Annotated in this window: 14 protein-coding genes; 3 read left to right on the top strand and 11 right to left on the bottom strand. The window is 72.4% G+C overall.

Features of this window, described 5'->3' with window-relative positions; genetic code table 11:
• Window positions 1–21: 21 nt before the first annotated feature.
• From E1300_RS09520 to E1300_RS09475, 10 genes are all read right to left on the bottom strand, one after another.
• Window positions 22–1,449, bottom strand: coding sequence for a carboxyl transferase domain-containing protein (locus E1300_RS09520; RefSeq protein WP_131756515.1), 1,428 nt, complete (start codon window positions 1,447–1,449; stop codon window positions 22–24).
• The gene (locus E1300_RS09515; RefSeq protein ID WP_242619034.1) at window positions 1,449–2,654 is read right to left on the bottom strand and encodes a CaiB/BaiF CoA transferase family protein; all 1,206 of its coding nucleotides are present in this window, start codon (window positions 2,652–2,654) and stop codon (window positions 1,449–1,451) included. The genes E1300_RS09520 and E1300_RS09515 overlap by 1 nt, the downstream gene beginning before the upstream one ends.
• Complete coding sequence (locus tag E1300_RS09510) at window positions 2,651–4,129, bottom strand: CoA-acylating methylmalonate-semialdehyde dehydrogenase (RefSeq protein WP_131756514.1); 1,479 nt, start codon at window positions 4,127–4,129, stop codon at window positions 2,651–2,653. The genes E1300_RS09515 and E1300_RS09510 overlap by 4 nt, the downstream gene beginning before the upstream one ends.
• Window positions 4,126–4,992, bottom strand: a complete 867-nt coding sequence (locus tag E1300_RS09505) for a fumarylacetoacetate hydrolase family protein (protein ID WP_131756513.1) — start codon at window positions 4,990–4,992, stop codon at window positions 4,126–4,128. The genes E1300_RS09510 and E1300_RS09505 overlap by 4 nt, the downstream gene beginning before the upstream one ends.
• On the bottom strand, window positions 4,989–5,897 hold the full coding sequence (locus tag E1300_RS09500; protein WP_131756512.1) for a dioxygenase family protein: 909 nt from the start codon (window positions 5,895–5,897) through the stop codon (window positions 4,989–4,991). Before E1300_RS09500 ends, E1300_RS09505 begins: the two co-directional genes overlap by 4 nt.
• Window positions 5,894–6,730 (bottom strand): alpha/beta hydrolase, encoded by an 837-nt coding sequence (locus E1300_RS09495; protein ID WP_131756511.1) that lies wholly within the window; start codon window positions 6,728–6,730, stop codon window positions 5,894–5,896. Before E1300_RS09495 ends, E1300_RS09500 begins: the two co-directional genes overlap by 4 nt.
• A 45-nt stretch (window positions 6,731–6,775) precedes the next feature.
• A complete protein-coding gene (locus E1300_RS09490) occupies window positions 6,776–8,359 on the bottom strand; it encodes a bifunctional 3-(3-hydroxy-phenyl)propionate/3-hydroxycinnamic acid hydroxylase (protein ID WP_165502757.1) in 1,584 nt (527 codons plus the stop codon).
• Window positions 8,360–8,535: 176 nt separating this feature from the next.
• Window positions 8,536–9,534 (bottom strand): cyclase family protein, encoded by a 999-nt coding sequence (locus E1300_RS09485; RefSeq protein WP_131756509.1) that lies wholly within the window; start codon window positions 9,532–9,534, stop codon window positions 8,536–8,538.
• A complete protein-coding gene (locus E1300_RS09480; protein WP_131756508.1) occupies window positions 9,531–9,890 on the bottom strand; it encodes a cupin domain-containing protein in 360 nt (119 codons plus the stop codon). The genes E1300_RS09485 and E1300_RS09480 overlap by 4 nt, the downstream gene beginning before the upstream one ends.
• Before the next feature lie 23 nt (window positions 9,891–9,913).
• Window positions 9,914–11,287: an amidohydrolase family protein gene (locus E1300_RS09475; RefSeq protein WP_131756507.1), complete on the bottom strand. Its 1,374-nt coding sequence runs from the start codon at window positions 11,285–11,287 to the stop codon at window positions 9,914–9,916.
• 143 nt (window positions 11,288–11,430) lie between these two features.
• On the opposite strand from E1300_RS09475, the gene E1300_RS09470 reads away from it, so the two are divergent.
• On the top strand, window positions 11,431–12,126 hold the full coding sequence (locus tag E1300_RS09470) for a FadR/GntR family transcriptional regulator (RefSeq protein WP_242619033.1): 696 nt from the start codon (window positions 11,431–11,433) through the stop codon (window positions 12,124–12,126).
• A 381-nt stretch (window positions 12,127–12,507) separates the two neighbouring features.
• Entirely contained in the window at window positions 12,508–15,210 is a 2,703-nt protein-coding gene (locus tag E1300_RS09465; protein WP_131756506.1) for a beta-glucosidase family protein, read from the top strand.
• A gap of 150 nt (window positions 15,211–15,360) precedes the next feature.
• Here the strand turns inward: E1300_RS09465 and E1300_RS09460 are convergent, their stop codons facing one another.
• The gene (locus tag E1300_RS09460) at window positions 15,361–16,314 is read right to left on the bottom strand and encodes a LysR family transcriptional regulator (protein ID WP_131756505.1); all 954 of its coding nucleotides are present in this window, start codon (window positions 16,312–16,314) and stop codon (window positions 15,361–15,363) included.
• Between the two features lie 135 nt (window positions 16,315–16,449).
• Between E1300_RS09460 and E1300_RS09455 the strand changes: the two genes are divergently transcribed.
• Window positions 16,450–17,442 carry a cyclase family protein gene (locus E1300_RS09455; RefSeq protein WP_207399585.1) on the top strand — a complete coding sequence of 331 codons (993 nt, stop codon included), beginning with the start codon at window positions 16,450–16,452 and terminating at the stop codon, window positions 17,440–17,442.
• Window positions 17,443–17,451: the final 9 nt, after the last annotated feature.

The raw sequence follows: 17,451 nt of genomic DNA, 5'->3' as shown, positions 1-17,451 counted from the left end.
ATCGCGGCGGTGCCATCGGTTTCAGAGACCGACGTGCCGGTAGCGGCGCCGACGTAGCCGGAGGCGTTGTTCGCCGTCAGCGGCGATGAGGTGGGCGAGTTCTCGTGCGAGCGCTCGGCCGGCCGCGCGGCTGATCTGGTCGCGATCGTGCGGGTCTTCGGGGACGACGTCGTCCACGATGCCGTCCGCGCGCAGGTCGCTCGCGCGGATCCGCTGAGCGGCGGCCAGTTCCGGGGCGTGCAGGGTGCCGCGGTGGACGATCGCGCTGGCGCCTTCGGGAGGAAGCGGTGACAGCCACGCGTGCTGGGCCGCCAGGACCCGGTCGGCCGGCAGCAGGGCGAGCGCGGCGCCTCCCGTCCCCTGCCCGAGCAGCAGCGAGAGGGTGGGGGCCGGGAGGGTGATGAGATCGGTCAGGCAGAGCGCGATCTCGCTCGCGAGCCCTCCTTCCTCGGCCCGCTGGGACAGTTCGGCGCCGGGGGTGTCGATGACGGTGACCAGCGGGAGCTTCAGATCGGCGGCCAGCCGCATCCCGTGGCGGGCGAGGCGGAGCGCTCCGGGGCCGGGGGCCGGTCCGTCACGGTCCTGGCCGACCAGGACGCAGGGGTTGCCGCCGAAGCGCGCCAGGGCGGTCACCGTCTGGGTTCCCCTGAGCCGCACCACGTCGGTGGCCGCCACCCGAAGCAGGTCGCGCACACCGGCGCGGCCCGGACGCCGCGACTCCAGGACCGAGTCCCACGCCGGAGTCTCATCGACCATGGCAGGGGCTTCTTCGCTGCCTGGCCGGGCCCGCGCGTTGAGCACGCTCAGTACCGTGCCGAGGAATCGCGCCAGGCCGCTCACCGGGACGACCGCGTCAATGAGGCCGTGGGCATGGAGGTTCTCCGCCGTCTGGACATCCTTGGGGAACGGCGTGTCGTGCAGCGCCTCGTAGACGCGGGGGCCGAGGAAGCCGATGAGCGCGCCCGGCTCGGCCAGGGTGAGGTGGCCGAGCGAGCCCCAGGACGCGAAGACGCCGCCGGTGGTGGGATGGCGCAGGTACACCAGGTAGGGCAGGTGCGCGGCCTTGTGCGCGGCCACGGCGGCGGTGATCTTGACCATCTGGAGGAACGCGGTCGTGCCCTCCTGCATGCGGGTGCCGCCCGAGGCGGGCAGCGCGAGGAGCGGCAGCCGCTCGGCTGTGGCACGTTCCACCGCCGCCGTGAGCCGCTCCCCGGCGGCCACCCCGATCGAGCCGCCGAGGAACGCGAACTCGCACGCCATGACGGCGACCCGGGCGCCGAGCAGTCGCCCTTCTCCGGTGGTCACCGACTCGTCGAGCCCGGTCCGCTCGCGCGCCGCGGCCAGCTCGGTGGCGTAGCCGCTGCTCGTCCGGACGTCGGGCAGGGGCCCGTCCCAGCAGCGGAAGGTGCCCTCGTCGAGGAGCGTGTGAATGAGCTCGCGAGCCCGCATCAGACCGCTTCCAGCCACGCGCGGACCGCGTCGGTGTCGGCTGCGAGGACGGGCGGGGCCAGGTGGCGGGTACGGGTGGTCTCGGTGCCGTCGGGAGCGAAGAAGCGCAGCGGGGGCCCGGGCAGGGTGATGTCGCCGAGCGTCCGGTGCCGCACGTCCACCAGCAGGCCCTGGCTGCGGGTCTGCTCCCATTCGTAGACCTGCCGCAGGTCGCGGACCTTCCCCGCGGGGACTCCCGCATCGGCCAGCAAGCGCAGCAGCGTGTCGGTGTCGTGGTGCGCGAACCGGTCGGTCACCAGGTCGATGACGGCGGCCTGGTTGGCGACGCGCTCGGGGTTGGTCGCGATCCCGTCCGCGTCGGCGTCGATGTCGAAGGCGGCGCAGAAGCGCTTCCAGAGCGGCTCGCTGCCGACGGCGATCTGGACGGCGCCGTCGCGGGTGCGGAACAGGCCGTAGGGGCAGATCGAGGGATGGTGGTTGCCCTGGGCCCGCCCGACCTCTCCCGCGACCGTCCATTTGGTGCCCTGGTAGGCGTGGACGCCGACCGTCGCGGCGAGCAGGGAGGTGCGGACGACCTGCCCCCGGCCCGTCCGTGCGCGCTCCAGCAGCGCGGCGAGCACGCCGTACGCCCCGTACATCCCGGCGAGAAGGTCGGCGATGGGCACGCCCATGCGCTGCGGGTCCTCGGGGCCGGAGCCGGTGAGGGACATCAGCCCGGCCTCGCCCTGGGCGATCTGGTCGTAGCCGGGACGGCCGCCTTCGGGCCCGTCATGCCCGAACCCGGTGATGCTGAGGACGACCAGGCGCGGATTCAGTTCGGCCAGGCGCTGCGTGCCGTACCCGAGCCGGTCCAGGACGCCGGTCCGGAAGTTCTCGATCAGGACGTCGGAGCGGCGGATGAGGCCGTCCAGAGTCTGCCTGCCCTCGTCGGACTTGAGGTCGAGGCTGATGGACCGCTTGTTGCGGTTGGCCGACAGGAAATAGGTGGACTCCCGTTCCTCGTCGGTGCCGAGCGGTGAGACGAACGGAGGGCCCCAACCTCGCGTGTCGTCCCCGCCGCCCGGGTTCTCGACCTTGATGACCGTGGCGCCGAGGTCGCCCAGCATCATCGCCGCGTGCGGGCCGGCCAGGGCCCTGCTGAGGTCGGTGACAATGGTTCCGGCCAGCGGGCCGTCCGCCTGTTCGAGGGGGTGCGGGATGCTCACGCGTTCTCCGGGAAGCCGAGGTTGAGGCCGCCGTGGCTGGGATCCGGCCAGCGGGCGGTGACGACCTTGTTGCGCGTGAAGAAGCGCACGCCCTCCAGCCCGTGGGCGTGGGTGTCGCCGAACAGGGAGCTCTTCCAGCCGCCGAAGGAGTAGTAGGCCATCGGCACCGGGATGGGCACGTTGATGCCGACCATGCCGGCCTCCACCTCGTTCTGGAAGCGGCGGGCCGCGCCGCCGTCGCGGGTGAAGACGGCGGTCCCGTTGCCGTAGGGGTTGGAGTTGATCAGCTTCAGCCCCTCCTCGTAGGTGCGGACGCGCAGCACGCTGAGGACCGGCCCGAAGATCTCCTCGGTGTAGATGCTCATCTCCGGCGTGACCCGGTCGAAGAGCGTGGGGCCGAGCCAGAAGCCGTCGCCTCCGCCGTCGGCCGTACGGCCGTCCACGACGAGCCTGGCCCCTTGCGCCACGCCCGCGTCGACGAAGGCGGCGACCCTGTCGCGGTGCTCCCGGGTGACCAGCGGTCCCATGTCGACGTCGGTGGTGCCGTCGCCGACGCGCAGGGTCGCGGTCCGCTCGACGATCTTCTCGATCAGCGCGTCGGCGATGTCGCCGACCGCGACGAGGGCGCTGATGGCCATGCAGCGTTCGCCGGCCGAGCCGTACCCGGCGTTGACGGCGGCGTCGGCGGCCAGGTCGAGGTCGGCGTCGGGCAGGACGAGCATGTGGTTCTTGGCGCCGCCGAGGGCCTGGACCCGCTTGCCGTGCGCCGTGCCGGTCTCGTACACGTAGCGGGCGATCGGGGTGGAGCCGACGAAGGAGACGGCCTTGATGTCAGGGCTGGTGAGCAGGGCGTCGACCGCGACCTTGTCCCCCTGGAGGACGGTGAAGACGCCGTCGGGCAGCCCGGCCTCGGCCCACAGCTCCGCGAGCCACAGGGCGGCGGAGGGGTCCTTCTCGCTGGGCTTGAGGACCACGGTGTCGCCGGCGGCGATCGCGATGGGGAAGAACCACATCGGCACCATCACCGGGAAGTTGAACGGGCTGATCACCGCGACCGGGCCGACCGGCTGGCGGACCGAGGACACGTCGACCCTGGTGGAGGCGTTCTCGGTGTACTCGCCCTTGATCAGGTGCGGGATCCCGCAGGCGAACTCCACGACCTCCTGCCCGCGGCTGACCTCGCCGAGCGCGTCGGAGAGGACCTTGCCGTGCTCGGCGGTGATGATCTCCGCGAGCTCGTGCTTGCGGGCGTTGAGCAGCTCCCGGAACGCGAACAGCACACGGGTGCGGCGGGCCAGCGAGGTGTCGCGCCAGGCGGGGAACGCGGCGGCGGCCGAGGCGATCGCGGCGGCCGCGTCCTCGGCGGAGGCCAGCGCGACCCGGCCGGTGACGGCGCCGGTGGCGGGGTTGGTCACGGGTGCGGTGCGGTCGCCGGTGCCCGGGGCGGGCTTGCCGTCGATCCAGTGCTGAATCATGCCTCTCCAGACTCGGTGCGGCCGGCGGCGCCGACGATCGGGGTGCGCAGGACGCCGAGGCGGTCGACCTCGACCTCGACGACGTCACCCGGTCCGAGCAGCCACGGCGGGTTGCGGACGTAGCCGACGCCCTCGGGCGTGCCGGTGGCGATGACGTCTCCGGGCCGGAGCGTGAGGGTGCGGCTGATGAGCGACAGCACCGCGCCGAGCTCGAAGATCATGTCGCGGGTGTCGCCGTCCTGGACGGTCTCGCCGTTGACGCGCGTGCGGACGCGCAGGCCGTCCCGCAGGTCGCCGACCTCGTCGGCGGTGACGAGCGGGCCGAGGGGACCGCTGCGGTCGCCGTTCTTGCCCAGCGTCCACTGCGACGTGAGCTTCTGCGCGCGCCGCGAGGTGAGGTCGTTGAACGTCGAGTACCCGAGGACGGCTGCGCGGGCGGTGTCGGGGTCGGCGTCGCACAGCGGGGCGCCGACGTAGGCGGCGACCTCGCCCTCCCAGTCGAGCCCGGCCTCCCCGGCGGGGACGGGCGCGGGGACGCCGCCGACGCTGAGGGAGGCCGTCCAGCGGCCGAACAGCGTCGGGTGGTCCGGGACCTGGAACGACCCTTCGGCCGCGTGCGCCTTGTAGTTGAGGCCGATGCAGATCACGCGGGCCGAGGACGGGACCGGCGGCACGAGGCGCACCGTGCCTGCGGGCATGCCCTCCCCGGTGAGCTCGGCCGCCTTGGCCGTCCAGCGCTGGGCATCGGCCCAGAACTGGTCCACATCGGTGATCGGGTGGATCCGGGCATCGTCGCCACCGCCGTCACAGCGGGCGATGTGGACCGCGTCCTCGCCCGGCAGGCGCGCTCCCACAAGCTTCACTGCCGCTCCTCCGTCTGCTCGCCGTCGTCGGCCGTCCAGTCGAGCGGGACCAGCCGCAGGTCGAACTCGATCTCCTCGAACGGCCCGTCCATCCGCCACCGCTCCTGGTCGCCGGGCGATTCGCGCCTCCGCGGGACGCAGATCAGCTCGGGCTTGACCGCGAAGGCGGCGTCGGAGTCCAGGTAGGGGTCCTCCGCGAGGAAGACGTGCGTGGTCAGCGTCCGGTACCCGGGCGCGGTGACCTTGACGTGCAGGTGCGCGGGGCGCATGGGGTGGCGGCCGATGGCCTTGAGCAGGCGTCCGGCGGTGCCGTCGGTGGGGACCGGGTAGCTGCTGGGACGGATGGTCCGGAACCAGTAGCTACCCTCGGCGTCGGTGGTGAGCAGCGCGCGCAGGTTGCCCTGGTCCTGCGAGTCGTCCTGGGAGTCGTACAGGCCGGTGTCGTTGGCCTGCCACAGGTCGATGACGGCGCCCGGCAGCGGGGTGCCGTCGCAGTCCAGGACGCGGCCGTGCACCACGGTGGGCGTCGCCCGGTCGCGTTCGGGACCAGAGCTGATCCAGTCGCCCAGTTCACGCGGCGGCGCGGGCGAGTGGAACGGCCCTTCCACCGATGAGGGGGTCATGCCGTCGGGACCGCGGTGGTTGACGTCATCGACGGCCGTGGTGAGGCCGAGCATGTCCGACAGCAGGATGAACTCGTTGCGGTGCGGTCCGCACCAGCGCTGACCGGTCTCGATGAGGAAGTCCAGGCCGGCGAGCCACTCCTGCTCGGTCGGCCGGACGTCGTTGACGAACGCGTGCAGGTGGGTGACCAGCGCGGAGACCACCTGCTTGAGGCGGGGGTCGTCGCCGTCGACGGTGGCGAGGACCTGCTTCAGCAGTCGGGTGTCGGGTGCGGTGCTCACGTGGCACCTCCGTCGTCGGTCAGGTGGCTGAGCAGGAACGCGGCGGTCAGCCGGAGGTGGTCGGGACGGTCGAACTCGGCTCCCTCGTGCCCGGCGCCGCCCAGCAGGACCATCGTCGACTCCGCTCCCGCGCGGACCAGGGCGTCGTGCAGGGCGAGGCTCTCGGCGGCGGGCGCCACGCGGTCGCGGTCGCCGTGGACGATCAGGAACGGGGGCGCGTCGCCGGTGACCCGGTTGAGCGGGCTGGCCGCCCGGGCGAGCTCAGGATCGGCGGCCACGTCGTCCAGGCCGAGGAGCGGGCCCTCGAAGGGCGGGTTGAGGATCTCCTTCTCCAGCCAGGTGCGGCGCGAGTTGGCCAGCAGGTCGCTCTGCCCGAACCAGTGGACCACCACGTCCACCGCGCTGGACTGGTCCAGGTTCCCGCCGACCGCGCCCTCCAGCTCGGCGTCCTTCGCGGTCAGGCCGACCATGCTGGCCAGGTAGGCCCCGGCCGACGCGCCCCACACGCCGATGCGGCCGACCGCCAGGCCGTGCTCGTGGCCGTGGGCGCGCAGCCAGCGGACGGCGGCCTTCACGTCATGGACCTGGGCCGGGTAGGTCGCCTCGGCCGCGAAGCGGTAGTCGGCCGAGGCGACCGCGATGCCGTACTGGGCGATCGCCCGCAGCCTCTCGTCGGCGCCGTCGGTCTTGTCTCCGACCTGCCAGCCGCCGCCGTGCAGGTAGAGGACGACCGGCACCGGCGCCGGGCCGTCCGGCCGGTAGATGTCGAGTTTCAGTGGCGTTCCTTGCGCCACCGCGAACTCGATGTCGGACTCGATATGGACCGTGGTCACGTAGTTGCCTTCCAGTGGGAGAGGGAGCGGCGCCCGGCGGCGTGCTCAGGTCGCGGCGAGCAGGTTCGGCTCGCCGTCCGGCACCGCCAGGCGGGTGATCAGCTCGTCGACGAGCGCGGGAAGGGCGCCGCCGGCGGCGACGCCGAACACGTACCAGTCCGGACGCGTGATGTAGGCGTCGGCGCCGTGCTCGTCCAGGAACGCGTGGTACACGCCGTCGAGGTCGGTGACCGCGTCGGGGTCGGCGGGGTCGCCCAGGACGGCGACGGCGCAGCCGATCCGGCTCAGTGCGGCGCGCTGGGCCTCGGTGAGGCCGGGACGGCGCCTGCTGATGAGCTGGAAGCCGTGGCCGAGCAGGTCGTCGCCGCGCCCCTCCCGGCCGCCCTTGGCCAGGCGGCCCTGGGGCGACAGCGAGCCGGTGACGGCGGCGATGGCGCCGTCGGGCTCGCGGTGCAGGACGCCGTGCTCCAGCTTGGGGAACGGGGGCGGCGGCGGGGCGAGGTTGTTGCGCATCGCGTGGTTGCGCTTCTCGGCCTCGTCCGGGTCGACGATGTTGACCAGCTTCGACAGCGCGTCGCTGGCGAACACGATCGCCGACACGTGCGGCTCGCGTTCGGCCTGGTAGGTGTCCAGCAGGTCGTCGCCCGCCGCGCCGGACAGCACCATCGACAGCTTCCAGGCGATGTTGCGGCCGTCCCGGATCGCCGAGCAGCCGCCCTGCCCCATGTACGGGGTCATGGTGTGGGCGGCGTCCCCGGCGAGGAAGACCCGGCCGTCGCGCCACCGCTCGGCGACCCGCGTGTAGAAGTGGTAGACGACCTGGCGGCAGATCGACATCTCCTCCGGGCCGAGGCCGTGCTCCTCGCCGAGGAAGTCCCAGGCGACCTGCGGCTCGTACATGCGGGTCTCGTCCTCGGTCTCGTGCAGGCGGATCTCGAAGCGCTGCCTGGTGGTGCCGAGCGGCATGTACATGTGCGGCCGCCGCGGATCCATGATCATTATGAGCCGGTTGAACCGTTCGGGCAGGTCCCGCAGCTTGTTCATGTCGAAGTTCAGCCACCGCTCGTGCAGGCCGTAGTCGCGCATCCCGATGCCGGCGGCGCCGCGCACGAAGCTGTTGGTGCCGTCGGCGCCGATGACGTAGCGCGCGCCGATCGACCGGTCCTGCGCGGAGCCGGCGACGCCCTTGGGCCGGACGGTCAGCTCCACGTGCCCGTCGCGCTGGACGAGCCCGACCACCTTGGCGCCGTGGTGGACCTCGACGTTCGGCATCGTGTCGACCTTCTCGCGCACGACCTTCTCGACGTCCGGCTGGAAGACGGAGCTGTGCGCGGGGAAGCCGCACTGCTCGCCGCTCCAGTCGATCGTCAGCAGCGGCTCGGCGGACGCGTCGCCGAAGTGGCAGGCGTCCAGGACCACGGCGGTGCTCAGGGCCCGGTCGATCGATGACCCAGTGGCCTGGACGGTCCGGCAGGCCTCGCCGTCGAAGGTGACCATCCGGGGCAGGGGGTAGAGCTCGCGGTGCTTCTCCAGCACCACGACCCGGTGGCCCGCGGCGCCGAGGGTCGAGGCGGCGACCTCTCCGGCGGGTCCGTAGCCGACGATCGCGACGTCATACAGCTCTGGCACTGGTCTCTCCTCTGCGATGGCGGCGGCCGCGGTCGCCGGGGTGGGGGTGGGCCGCCCCGAGGGCGGTGCGGATCCGGGCTGCCCGCCGGGATGCGACACCGGCGATAAGTCCCTAAAGGTTCGGGTGTTTTAGAAGTGTGCCAAGTCACGTCGACGGACGTCAAGGGCACGTTCGCCTATTTGAGGAACACCGCGTTGGGCGCGGACGCGATCCCGCCCGGGGCCCGCGCGGGGACGCTGACCAGCATCCCCTCGTAGACCCCGTCGGCCGCGCAGTCCTCGGCGAGGTCGCGCAGCCACCACAGCTCGCCCAGCGCCATGCCGAAGCTGCCGATGAGCATCTGGTGGATGAAGCCGAACGGCGCGGCCTCAGGTGTCGTGTCGGCCGGCCACGCCTCGACGGCGAAGGTGTCGGAGGCGATCGCGGCCGCGTGGGAGTCCCACAGGTACCGGCACACGTCCTCGGTGTGTTCGAGACCCGGCGCGCGCAGGTCGCGCGGCAGCCGCTTGCGGACGTCGTCGCCCTGGTCGGCGTACCAGCCGGTAAACCCGGTGTGCAGCAGCAGGATGTCGCCGGGCCGGTACTCGACGCCCGCGATCTCGCGCGCCACCTCCAGTTCCCGGCGCCCGAACTCAACGGTCGTGCCCGGGTCGTACGGGCGGCCGAGTTCGCGCATGGCCGCGGGCATGTCCAGCAGGACGCCGCGTCCGGTGATGCCGTGCTCGGCCCACCGGTCGACGGTGTTGCGGCGCCCGGCGCGGATGTCGTCCGCCGTCGCGCCGTTGTAGTAGACCTCGCGGCTGTAGCCGATGTGGGCGAGCGAGTCCCACTGGCTGCCCGCCTGCGGATACACGTTGTCCCAGACGTCGTCGAACCCGATCCCGCCCGGCTGGGCGATCAGGTGGTGCCGCGGGTTGCCTCTGTTGCTGTTGAGCGGCGGCGAGAACATCCCCCAGGGGGCGTCCAGGGGGAAGCTCACCCCGCGCCGCACGAGCTTCGCCGCCGCGGCGGCCCGTTCAGGGATGAGCAGGTTGACCAGGCCGAGCTGGTCGTCGGCGCCGAACACGCCCCAGCCGCTGCGTCCCCCGTCCGGCGCGGACGGCAGTTCGTCGTAGCTGGGCAGCTTCACGTCCGCCGCCCCTTCGGTCCTGTCGGCGGACGTCCGATCGCTCATCCGGCGCTCCCCTCCGAGGGCGGCCTCATCACCACCAGCAGGACGGCGTCGTCATCGCCCTCGTTGCGCAGCGACCGCACCTCCCCCACCGGCAGGTGGACCGAGTCGTGCCGGCCGAGGGCCAGCGTGCGCCCGTCATCGTGGGAGGTGAGCGTCAGCCGCCCCGCCAGGACCACGTAGACGGTGTCGCCCGCGGTCGCGGCCGGATCGACGGTGGCGCCCGGCGGATAGTGCGAGATGCCGACGGTCAGGCCGTCCGGCCCGCCGGCCTCCGCACCCTGGAGCCGTCGCGCGGCGACGTGGTGATGGCCCGGCGGCCGGTAGGCGACCGCCTCGTCCGAACGTACGACGTGCACGGCTGTCCTCTCCGGTCGGCAGGTCACCACGGTAGGTCGAGCGGCGGCCGGGGGAAGAAGCCCCCGCGCTCGGCCACGGCCGCGGCGATGTACTCCTTGGACTTCTCCAGCCGCCGGCGCACCGACTCCCAGTCGGCCGTCAGCACGCCGCCGCGCTTGCGGATCCGGCCGGCGATGACGACGGTGTCGATGTTGCCGGGGTGCGCCTGGCTGATCACCGTGGCGTACGGGTCGTGGACGGCGGCGGTGTTGACCGCGTCGCCGCGCACCACGATCACGTCGGCCTGCTTGCCCGGACGGAGGCTGCCGATCCGGTCGGCCTGGCCGAGCGCCTCGGCGCCCCAGACCGTCGCGGCCTTGAGCATCGTCTCGCACGACGGCGGCACCGACTCCGGCGCGCGGCCGCCCGCCATCCGCTCGTCCGCGCCCAGCAGCCGGGCGACCTGCATCGCGGTGCGCGCCTGCTGGAGCAGGTTCCCCGACACCGAGGTGGTCACGTCGCACCCGAAGGTGCAGTGCCCGCCCGCCTCCAGCACCCGCTCGGTCGCGGGACGTCCCATGCCCATCGCCATCTCGGCCTCGGTGCACGTGGCGACCGCTCCGCCGGTGTCGGCGACCCTGCGCAGCTGCTCGGTCGTGGCGTAGTTCAGGTGCACCCACACCAGGTCCGGGCCGAGCAGGCCGGCCTCGTCGAACACCGCCAGGTCGTCCACCGGGTCGTGGAACAGGATCGCCAGACCGTTGGTGGTGCTGCGCAGGCCGAGCCGCCGCGCCCCCGTCAGCTCCTCGCGGATCCGCTCGATGCCGACCTCGGGCAGGTCCGACAGCGCGATCCCGAGCGTGACCAGCGCGTCATCGGCCGACAGCCGCCCCTCCCGCAGCCTGCGGGCGAGCGCCAGCCGGCCTTCGGCGCTGGACAGGGCCTCGTCCTGGCCGGGCACATCGCTGAACCCGACCGCGAACTGGCTGCGGATGCCCGACTCCAGGGTGCCGTCGATCGCCGCGTCGGCATGGTCGGGGGTGCTGATGGCATGGGAGAAGTCGAGCACCGTCGTCACGCCGGCGTCGATGGCCTCCAGCATGCCCGCCAGGTTCCCGACCTCGATGTCCTCCGGCCGGTACAGCGCCGACGCCTGGAAACGGATGCCGCGGAAGTAGTCCTTCAGCACCGCGTCGGCGGTGAGGCCTCGCAGGCCCGCCTGCCACACGTGCCGGTGCGTGTCCACCAGGCCGGGGAGCACGATGCACCCGTCGGCGTCCACGACCTCGGCGTCGGCGGTCAGCGCCGGCTCGACGGCGGCGATCACGCCGTCCTCCACCAGGACGTCGGCCGGGCGGGGGCGGTCGCCCGGCTCCATGGTCGCCACCGTGCCGCCCTTGATGAGCAGACGTTCCATCACTGTCCTCCTCGACAGCGGCGAACCCGCTGGTCGAACAGCTTACGAGCTTGTTTAAATACCCGGACCTTTCGAATGTTTCCCTACTCTCGCCGGTCCCGGCGCCTCAGGTCAAGAGCGGCGTATCTGGTAGATTCGTTCGGGTGGTTAGCGGCGCTCCCCAGACCCGGGCGCAGGCCCTCGCCGCGGACATCGAGAAGATGATCGCCGAGCGGGGACTCGCACCGGGCGACCTCATCGGCACCATGGACGAGTTCCGTGACCGCTCGGGCTTCGGGCGCGCCACGATCAGCGAGGCCGTCCGGCTGCTGAGCGACCGCGGCACCGCCGAGATCCGGCCCGGACGCGGCGGCGGGCTGTTCGTCGCCGACCCCAACCCGGTCGTCCGCCTGCGGCACACCCTGCTCACCGTCCGGCAGGAGCCGACAACGGTGGCCGACGCCATCGCCGTCCGCGAGGCGCTGGAGATGCTCATCACCACCGACGCCGCGCGGCACCGCACCCCGCAGGACATCGCCGCGCTGCGCAAGCTGCTCAACCGCCTCAAGCGGTCCGCGACCAGCACCGACCGGTTCATGCGGGCCAACTGGGCCCTGCACGAGCGCATCGCCGAGATCACGCGCAACCATCTCGCCCGCGCCGTGTACCTCAGCATGACCCACTGCATCGCCGACCTGGCCACCCACGCCGACCCCGACCAGGACGAGCGCCCCGAGGGCTACCTCGAACGGCGCGTGGAGATCCACACCGAGCTGGTCGAGGCCATCGCCGCCGGCGACATCGAGCGCACCGCCGCTGCCACCGAACGCCACCGCGGCCTCCTCGACACCGCGACCTGACGCGTCCCACCGCCGTTCCGGCGCGCTCCAAACTCGGCCACCTTTGTTGGCGCGATCAACAAAACCCGACCTGAACTGCGTGAACGCGCTCTGGCCCATGTGTTTGACGCACGGGACGACAAACTTCGACTCCGCGAGACCCTTGACGAGAGGGCCGCGCTGCGTCTTAACTCCGGTTTGCGCAGCGCACACATCGAGCCTGGTGAACGTCAGACGTGACGGTCCCGCGGCTCCGCCCCGCACCCGCATGTCGACATCCGAGCGCGCCGTCCCCCACCCACCCCGCTGATCATCGCCTCTCCGTCCCGGGCATTCCTCTGCCCGGACGGCGCCCGGACCCGCGAGCGATCTCGCCTTCCCACCCCCCCGAAGGGATTCGCCATGCCCAGATTCCGACGAAGGGTCCTGGCCACCGCCGCCGCGGTGAGCCTGGGACTGTCACTGGCGAGCACCGGCCAGAGCGCGGCCCTCGCCGGGCAGGGCGGCTCACCGCCCATCGCGGCGGACGCGCCGTGGACCGGCACGGTGAAATGGCTGGTCGGCCGGCTGACCGTGGACGAGAAACTCCTCCTCGTCCGCGGCGGCACCGACCCGGACCCGCACGGCACGGCCGGCTACATCCAGGGCATCCCGCGGCTGGGCGTCCCCGCCGTCCGGCACGCCGACGCGCAGGGCATCAACGTCTACAAGGACGCGACCGCCTACCCCACCCGCCTCGGCCTGGCCGCCTCGTTCGACCGCGGCGCCTTCTCCAGGTTCGGCAGGATCGTGGGCACCGAAGGACGCGCCCTCGACACCGACCTGCTCTACGGCCCGCAGGTCGACCTGGCGCGGCTCCCCACCTGGAGCCGCAACATGACCAGCCTCGGCGAGGACCCCTACCTGGCGTCCGAGATGGTCGACCGGGAGATCAACGGGATCCAGTCGACCGGGCTGCTGTCGCAGGTCAAGCACTTCACCATGTACAACGGGCAGAACCAGAGCGTCCCGTCGGTCGTGGACGCGCAGACCGCGCACGAGCTCTACCTGCGGCCGAGCGAGACCGCGGTCAAGGAGGGGCGCGTCAGCTCGGTGATGTGCTCCTACGCCACCTTCCAGATCACGCCGCTGGAGTCCAAGCCCGACTACGCCTGCTCGAACAGCGGCGCGCTCAACACCGTCCTCAAGGGGCAGTGGGGCTTCAAGGGGTGGGTGACCTCCGACTACACCGCCTCCAAGGCGACCAGTGACCTGCTGGCGGGCATGGACCAGGAGTTCATCACCAGCAACCTTTCATCGGCCAACCTCAAGCCGCTCGTCGACCCCGCGTCGGCCACCTACAGCAAGACCTACGCCGACGCCCTGAACACCGCGGTCGCCCGGATCCTCTACCAGTACCAGCGGTTCGGGCTGCTGGACGACTCCACCTACCCCCGGCAGGCCAAGACGCACGTCAAGCCGATCGGCAGGGCCCCGTCCAAGGTCGACAAGAACGCCGGCATCGCCACCAGCCGCGAACTCGCCGGCCAGGCCGCCGTGCTGCTCAAGAACGACGGCGCCCTGCCCCTCAAGGCCGGGAACAGCGTCGCGCTGATCGGTCCGACGGCCGACCTGCTGCCCTCCAGCCCCGGCGGCGAGCGCTCGCGGGGCTTCGGCGACCGCAACGGCATCAGCCCCTACGACGCCGTCCGCACCCGGACCGGCACCCGCGCCACCCTCGCCCCCGGCCTCGACCGCGTCGGAACCACCGTCCCGTCCACCGCCCTCACCACCACCGACGGCGCCCGAGGGCTGACCCGCACCGAGAAGGACCCGTCCGGCGCGGTCATCGGGACCAAGGTGGACGCCACGCTCGCCGGCGACCAGAACGACCTGACCCGGGGCAACAGCTACACCTGGGACGGCTACGTCGACATCACCACGGCCGACACCTACAACCTGTGGACGCAGCGCCCGATCGGCACCTCCTCGGGCAACGCCTCCGCCTACAACAAGGGCATCAATCCCGGCCTCGCCCAAGGGTCCGGCAGCGGAGCGACCGGAACCGTCTCGCTGTCGGTCGACGGCACCGCGCGCACGTTGACCCAGCCGTCCACGATCCTGCCCAACACCTACCCGGGCGGCCCCACGGTCAACGGCCAGTACCTGGGACTGACCAACGCCGGCACCAAGCTCCAGCTCGCGCCCGGCAAGCACCGCATCACCCTGACCTACACCCCCGCCGCCGACACGGCCGCCAAGCCGACGCTCCGGTTCGCCTGGTCGCCGGTCCAGGCCGGCATCGCCGCGGCCGCCGCAGCCGCGTCCAAGGCGAAGACCGCCGTCGTGTTCGTCGACGACGCCAACACCACCACGACGGCCGGCGAGGTCGGCACCCTCGGCGCCGACCAGGACGACCTCGTTCGCGCCGTCGCCGCCGCCAACCCCGACACCGTCGTCGTCCTCAACACCGGCGGACCGGTGCAGATGCCCTGGCTAAAGCAGGTCAAGGGCGTCGTCGAGATGTGGTACCCCGGCCAGGAGGGCGGCACGGCGACCGCCGACGTGCTGTACGGGGCGGTCAACCCCAGCGGCCGCCTGCCCATCACCTTCCCCGCCGCGACCACCCCGTTCACCGGCCACCCGGAACGCTCCACCGGCCAGGACGGCAAGATCACCTGGACCGAGGGGCTCCAGTCGGGCTACCGCTGGTACACCACCAACAACGTCGCCCCGCTCTACCCGTTCGGCTACGGACTCTCCTACACCACCTTCGCCTACTCCGCCCTGCGCGCCACGGCCGCCCGCGACGGCGGCCTCGACGTGCGGCTGACCGTCCGCAACACCGGGCGCCGGACCGGGACGGCCGTCCCGCAGATCTACCTCGGCCCCTCCCCCGACCTCCCCTCCACCATCCAGCAGGTCAAGCGCAAGCTGACCGGCTTCGACCGCGTCACCCTGCGGCCCGGCGCCTCCCGGACCATCACCCTGCACGTCCCGGCGCGTGAACTGTCCTCCTGGTCCACTCCCGAGAACACCTGGGTCCGCGGCACCGGACAGCGCACCGTCCAAGCGGGAGCCTCCTCGACCGACCTGCCCCTGAGCACCACCGTCCGCGTCCGCTAAGTCGACAAGAAATGGGAGATCGCCGCGGCCACGACGGCCGCGGCGGTCTCCCGGCCATGTCCGGCCGTACACCGGGAACTTCACCGCCGGGACCATGTACGGCCGCACGCGCACGTCCACGCCGACGAGCACGTCTTCCTGAGCGGAGTCTCACGGAAGGGCGCCGCCTTCGGGTTCTCGGTCGGCCAGGAGTTCGCGGCTCGCCTCCACCAGAAGGTCGCGCAGCCAGGCGTGGGCCGGGTCGCCGCTGTACATCGGGTGCCACCAGAACGCCTCGGCGAGCGGCACCACGTCGAAGGGGCAGTCGAGGACCCGGACGCCGGTGGCGCCGGCGACCTTCCGGGCCAGCCCCTCCTGCATCAGGGCCACGCGGTCGCTGCCGGCGACGAGGAACGGCATCTGCAGGAACCCGTCCACGACGATCTCGACCCGCGGCTCGACGCCGGTCATGCGCAGCTGCTGCGCCGCGGGGGCGAAGGCCGTGGGCCGGTGGAACAGCACGACCCAGCCCATCGTCCTGAGCTGGGCCAGGGTGAGCCGCTCCCCGACGTCCGGGTTGTCGCGGGCGACGACGCAGACCCAGCGGTCCTCGTACAGGTCGGTGTACGGCATGTCGGTGAGGAACCCGTGCGGCAGGATGAGGCCGTCGGCGGTGCGCAGCGTGTCCGCGGCGTGGTCGACCGCGTGCGGGGTGGTCTGCTCCAGCCGCAGCCGGACGCCCGGCGCGCGTTCGGCGGCCAGCCGCGCGACGATCGGGCCGAGGAGCGCCGCCGCGTAGTCCGACGTGATGATCGTGAACTCCCGCTCGACCGTCGCCGGGTCGAACTCGGCGCGGACGTCGAAGACGCGGCGCACCCCCTCGACCGCCGGAGGCGTCCGGGCCGCGAGCTGGGCGCCCAGCGGGGTCAGCTCGTAGCGGCTGCCGGTCCGGTGGAGGAGCTCGTCGCCGAAGTGGCGGCGCAGCCGGGCGAGGGCGGTGCTGACCGTGGGCTGGCTGCATCCGAGGTGCTCGGCCGCCCACGTGACGTTCCGCTCGCGCAGCAGGACGTCCAGCGTGACGAGCAGGTTCAGATCGAGGTTGATCAGCAGGCGGTCGACCGTCATGCGCCCAACCATAGGTTTCATCTATGGGAGCCATCAACGGATTGGCCTTCCGAATAGTGATCTGGGCCATAAGGGTGGGGTCATCGGGACGTGACCGCGGCGACATCCGGCGGTGACCGGGCGGAGGGAGATCGCATGGCCGAGCGAGCGGGGCCCGCGGCGGCGCTGGACCGCACCGACCCGGAGGGCGCGATCGCCGCGGCCGCCGCGCGGTGCTCGAACTGGGGCCGCTGGGGCGAGGACGACGTGCTGGGCACGCTCAACTTCCTCGACGACGCCAAGCGCCGGGAGGGCGCGGCGCTCGTCCGGCGCGGCGCCGCGTTCTCGCTGGCCCAGTCGTTCGACATGGGCGGGCCGCAGAAGGGCTGGCGGCGGCGCACCAACCCGGTGCACACCATGCTCGACACCGGGACGGACGCCGAGCGCGGCACGCAGGGCTTCCCCCACGGGCTCGGCGGCGCGGACGACGTGGTCTTCATGCCGCTCCAGGCGTCCACGCAGTGGGACGGCCTCGGCCACATCTTCGACCACGGCCGGGCCTGGAACGGCCGCCGCGCCGGTGACGTGGTCACCAGCGACGGCGATCTCGTCACGGGCATCGAGACGGCCGCGGCGCACCTGGTCGGACGGGGCGTCCTGCTCGACGTCGGCGCGGCGGTCGGCACGGACGGCGAGCTGCCGGACGGGTTCGCGATCACCGCCGAGCACCTGGAGGCGACCATCGCCGCCCAGGGCGGCACGTCCCGGGTCGGCCGCGGCGACCTGGTCTGCGTGCGCACCGGGCGGCTGGCCCGGGCGCGCCGGGAGGGCTGGGGCGACTACGCCGGCGGCGCGTCGCCCGGCCTGTCGTTCACGACCGCGGACTGGCTGCACGGCACCGAGATCGCCGGGATCGCCACCGACACCTGGGGATTCGAGGTGCGGCCCAACGAGTTCGACGACGCGTTCCAGCCGCTCCACCAGGTGTGCATCCCGAACATCGGCCTGTTCATCGGCGAGATGTGGGACCTGGACGCCCTGGCCGCCGACTGCGCGTCCGACGGCGTCTACGAGTTCTTCCTCGCCGCCGCTCCCCTGCCGGTGACCGGGGCGGTCGGCGCCCCGCTGAACCCCGTCGCCGTCAAGTGACCGCCCGGA

The organism is Actinomadura fibrosa (assembly GCF_900659615.1).
In the GTDB taxonomy this organism is placed as follows: Bacteria; Actinomycetota; Actinomycetes; order Streptosporangiales; family Streptosporangiaceae; genus Spirillospora; species Spirillospora fibrosa.
This window is presented reverse-complemented; position numbering and strand designations above follow the sequence as displayed.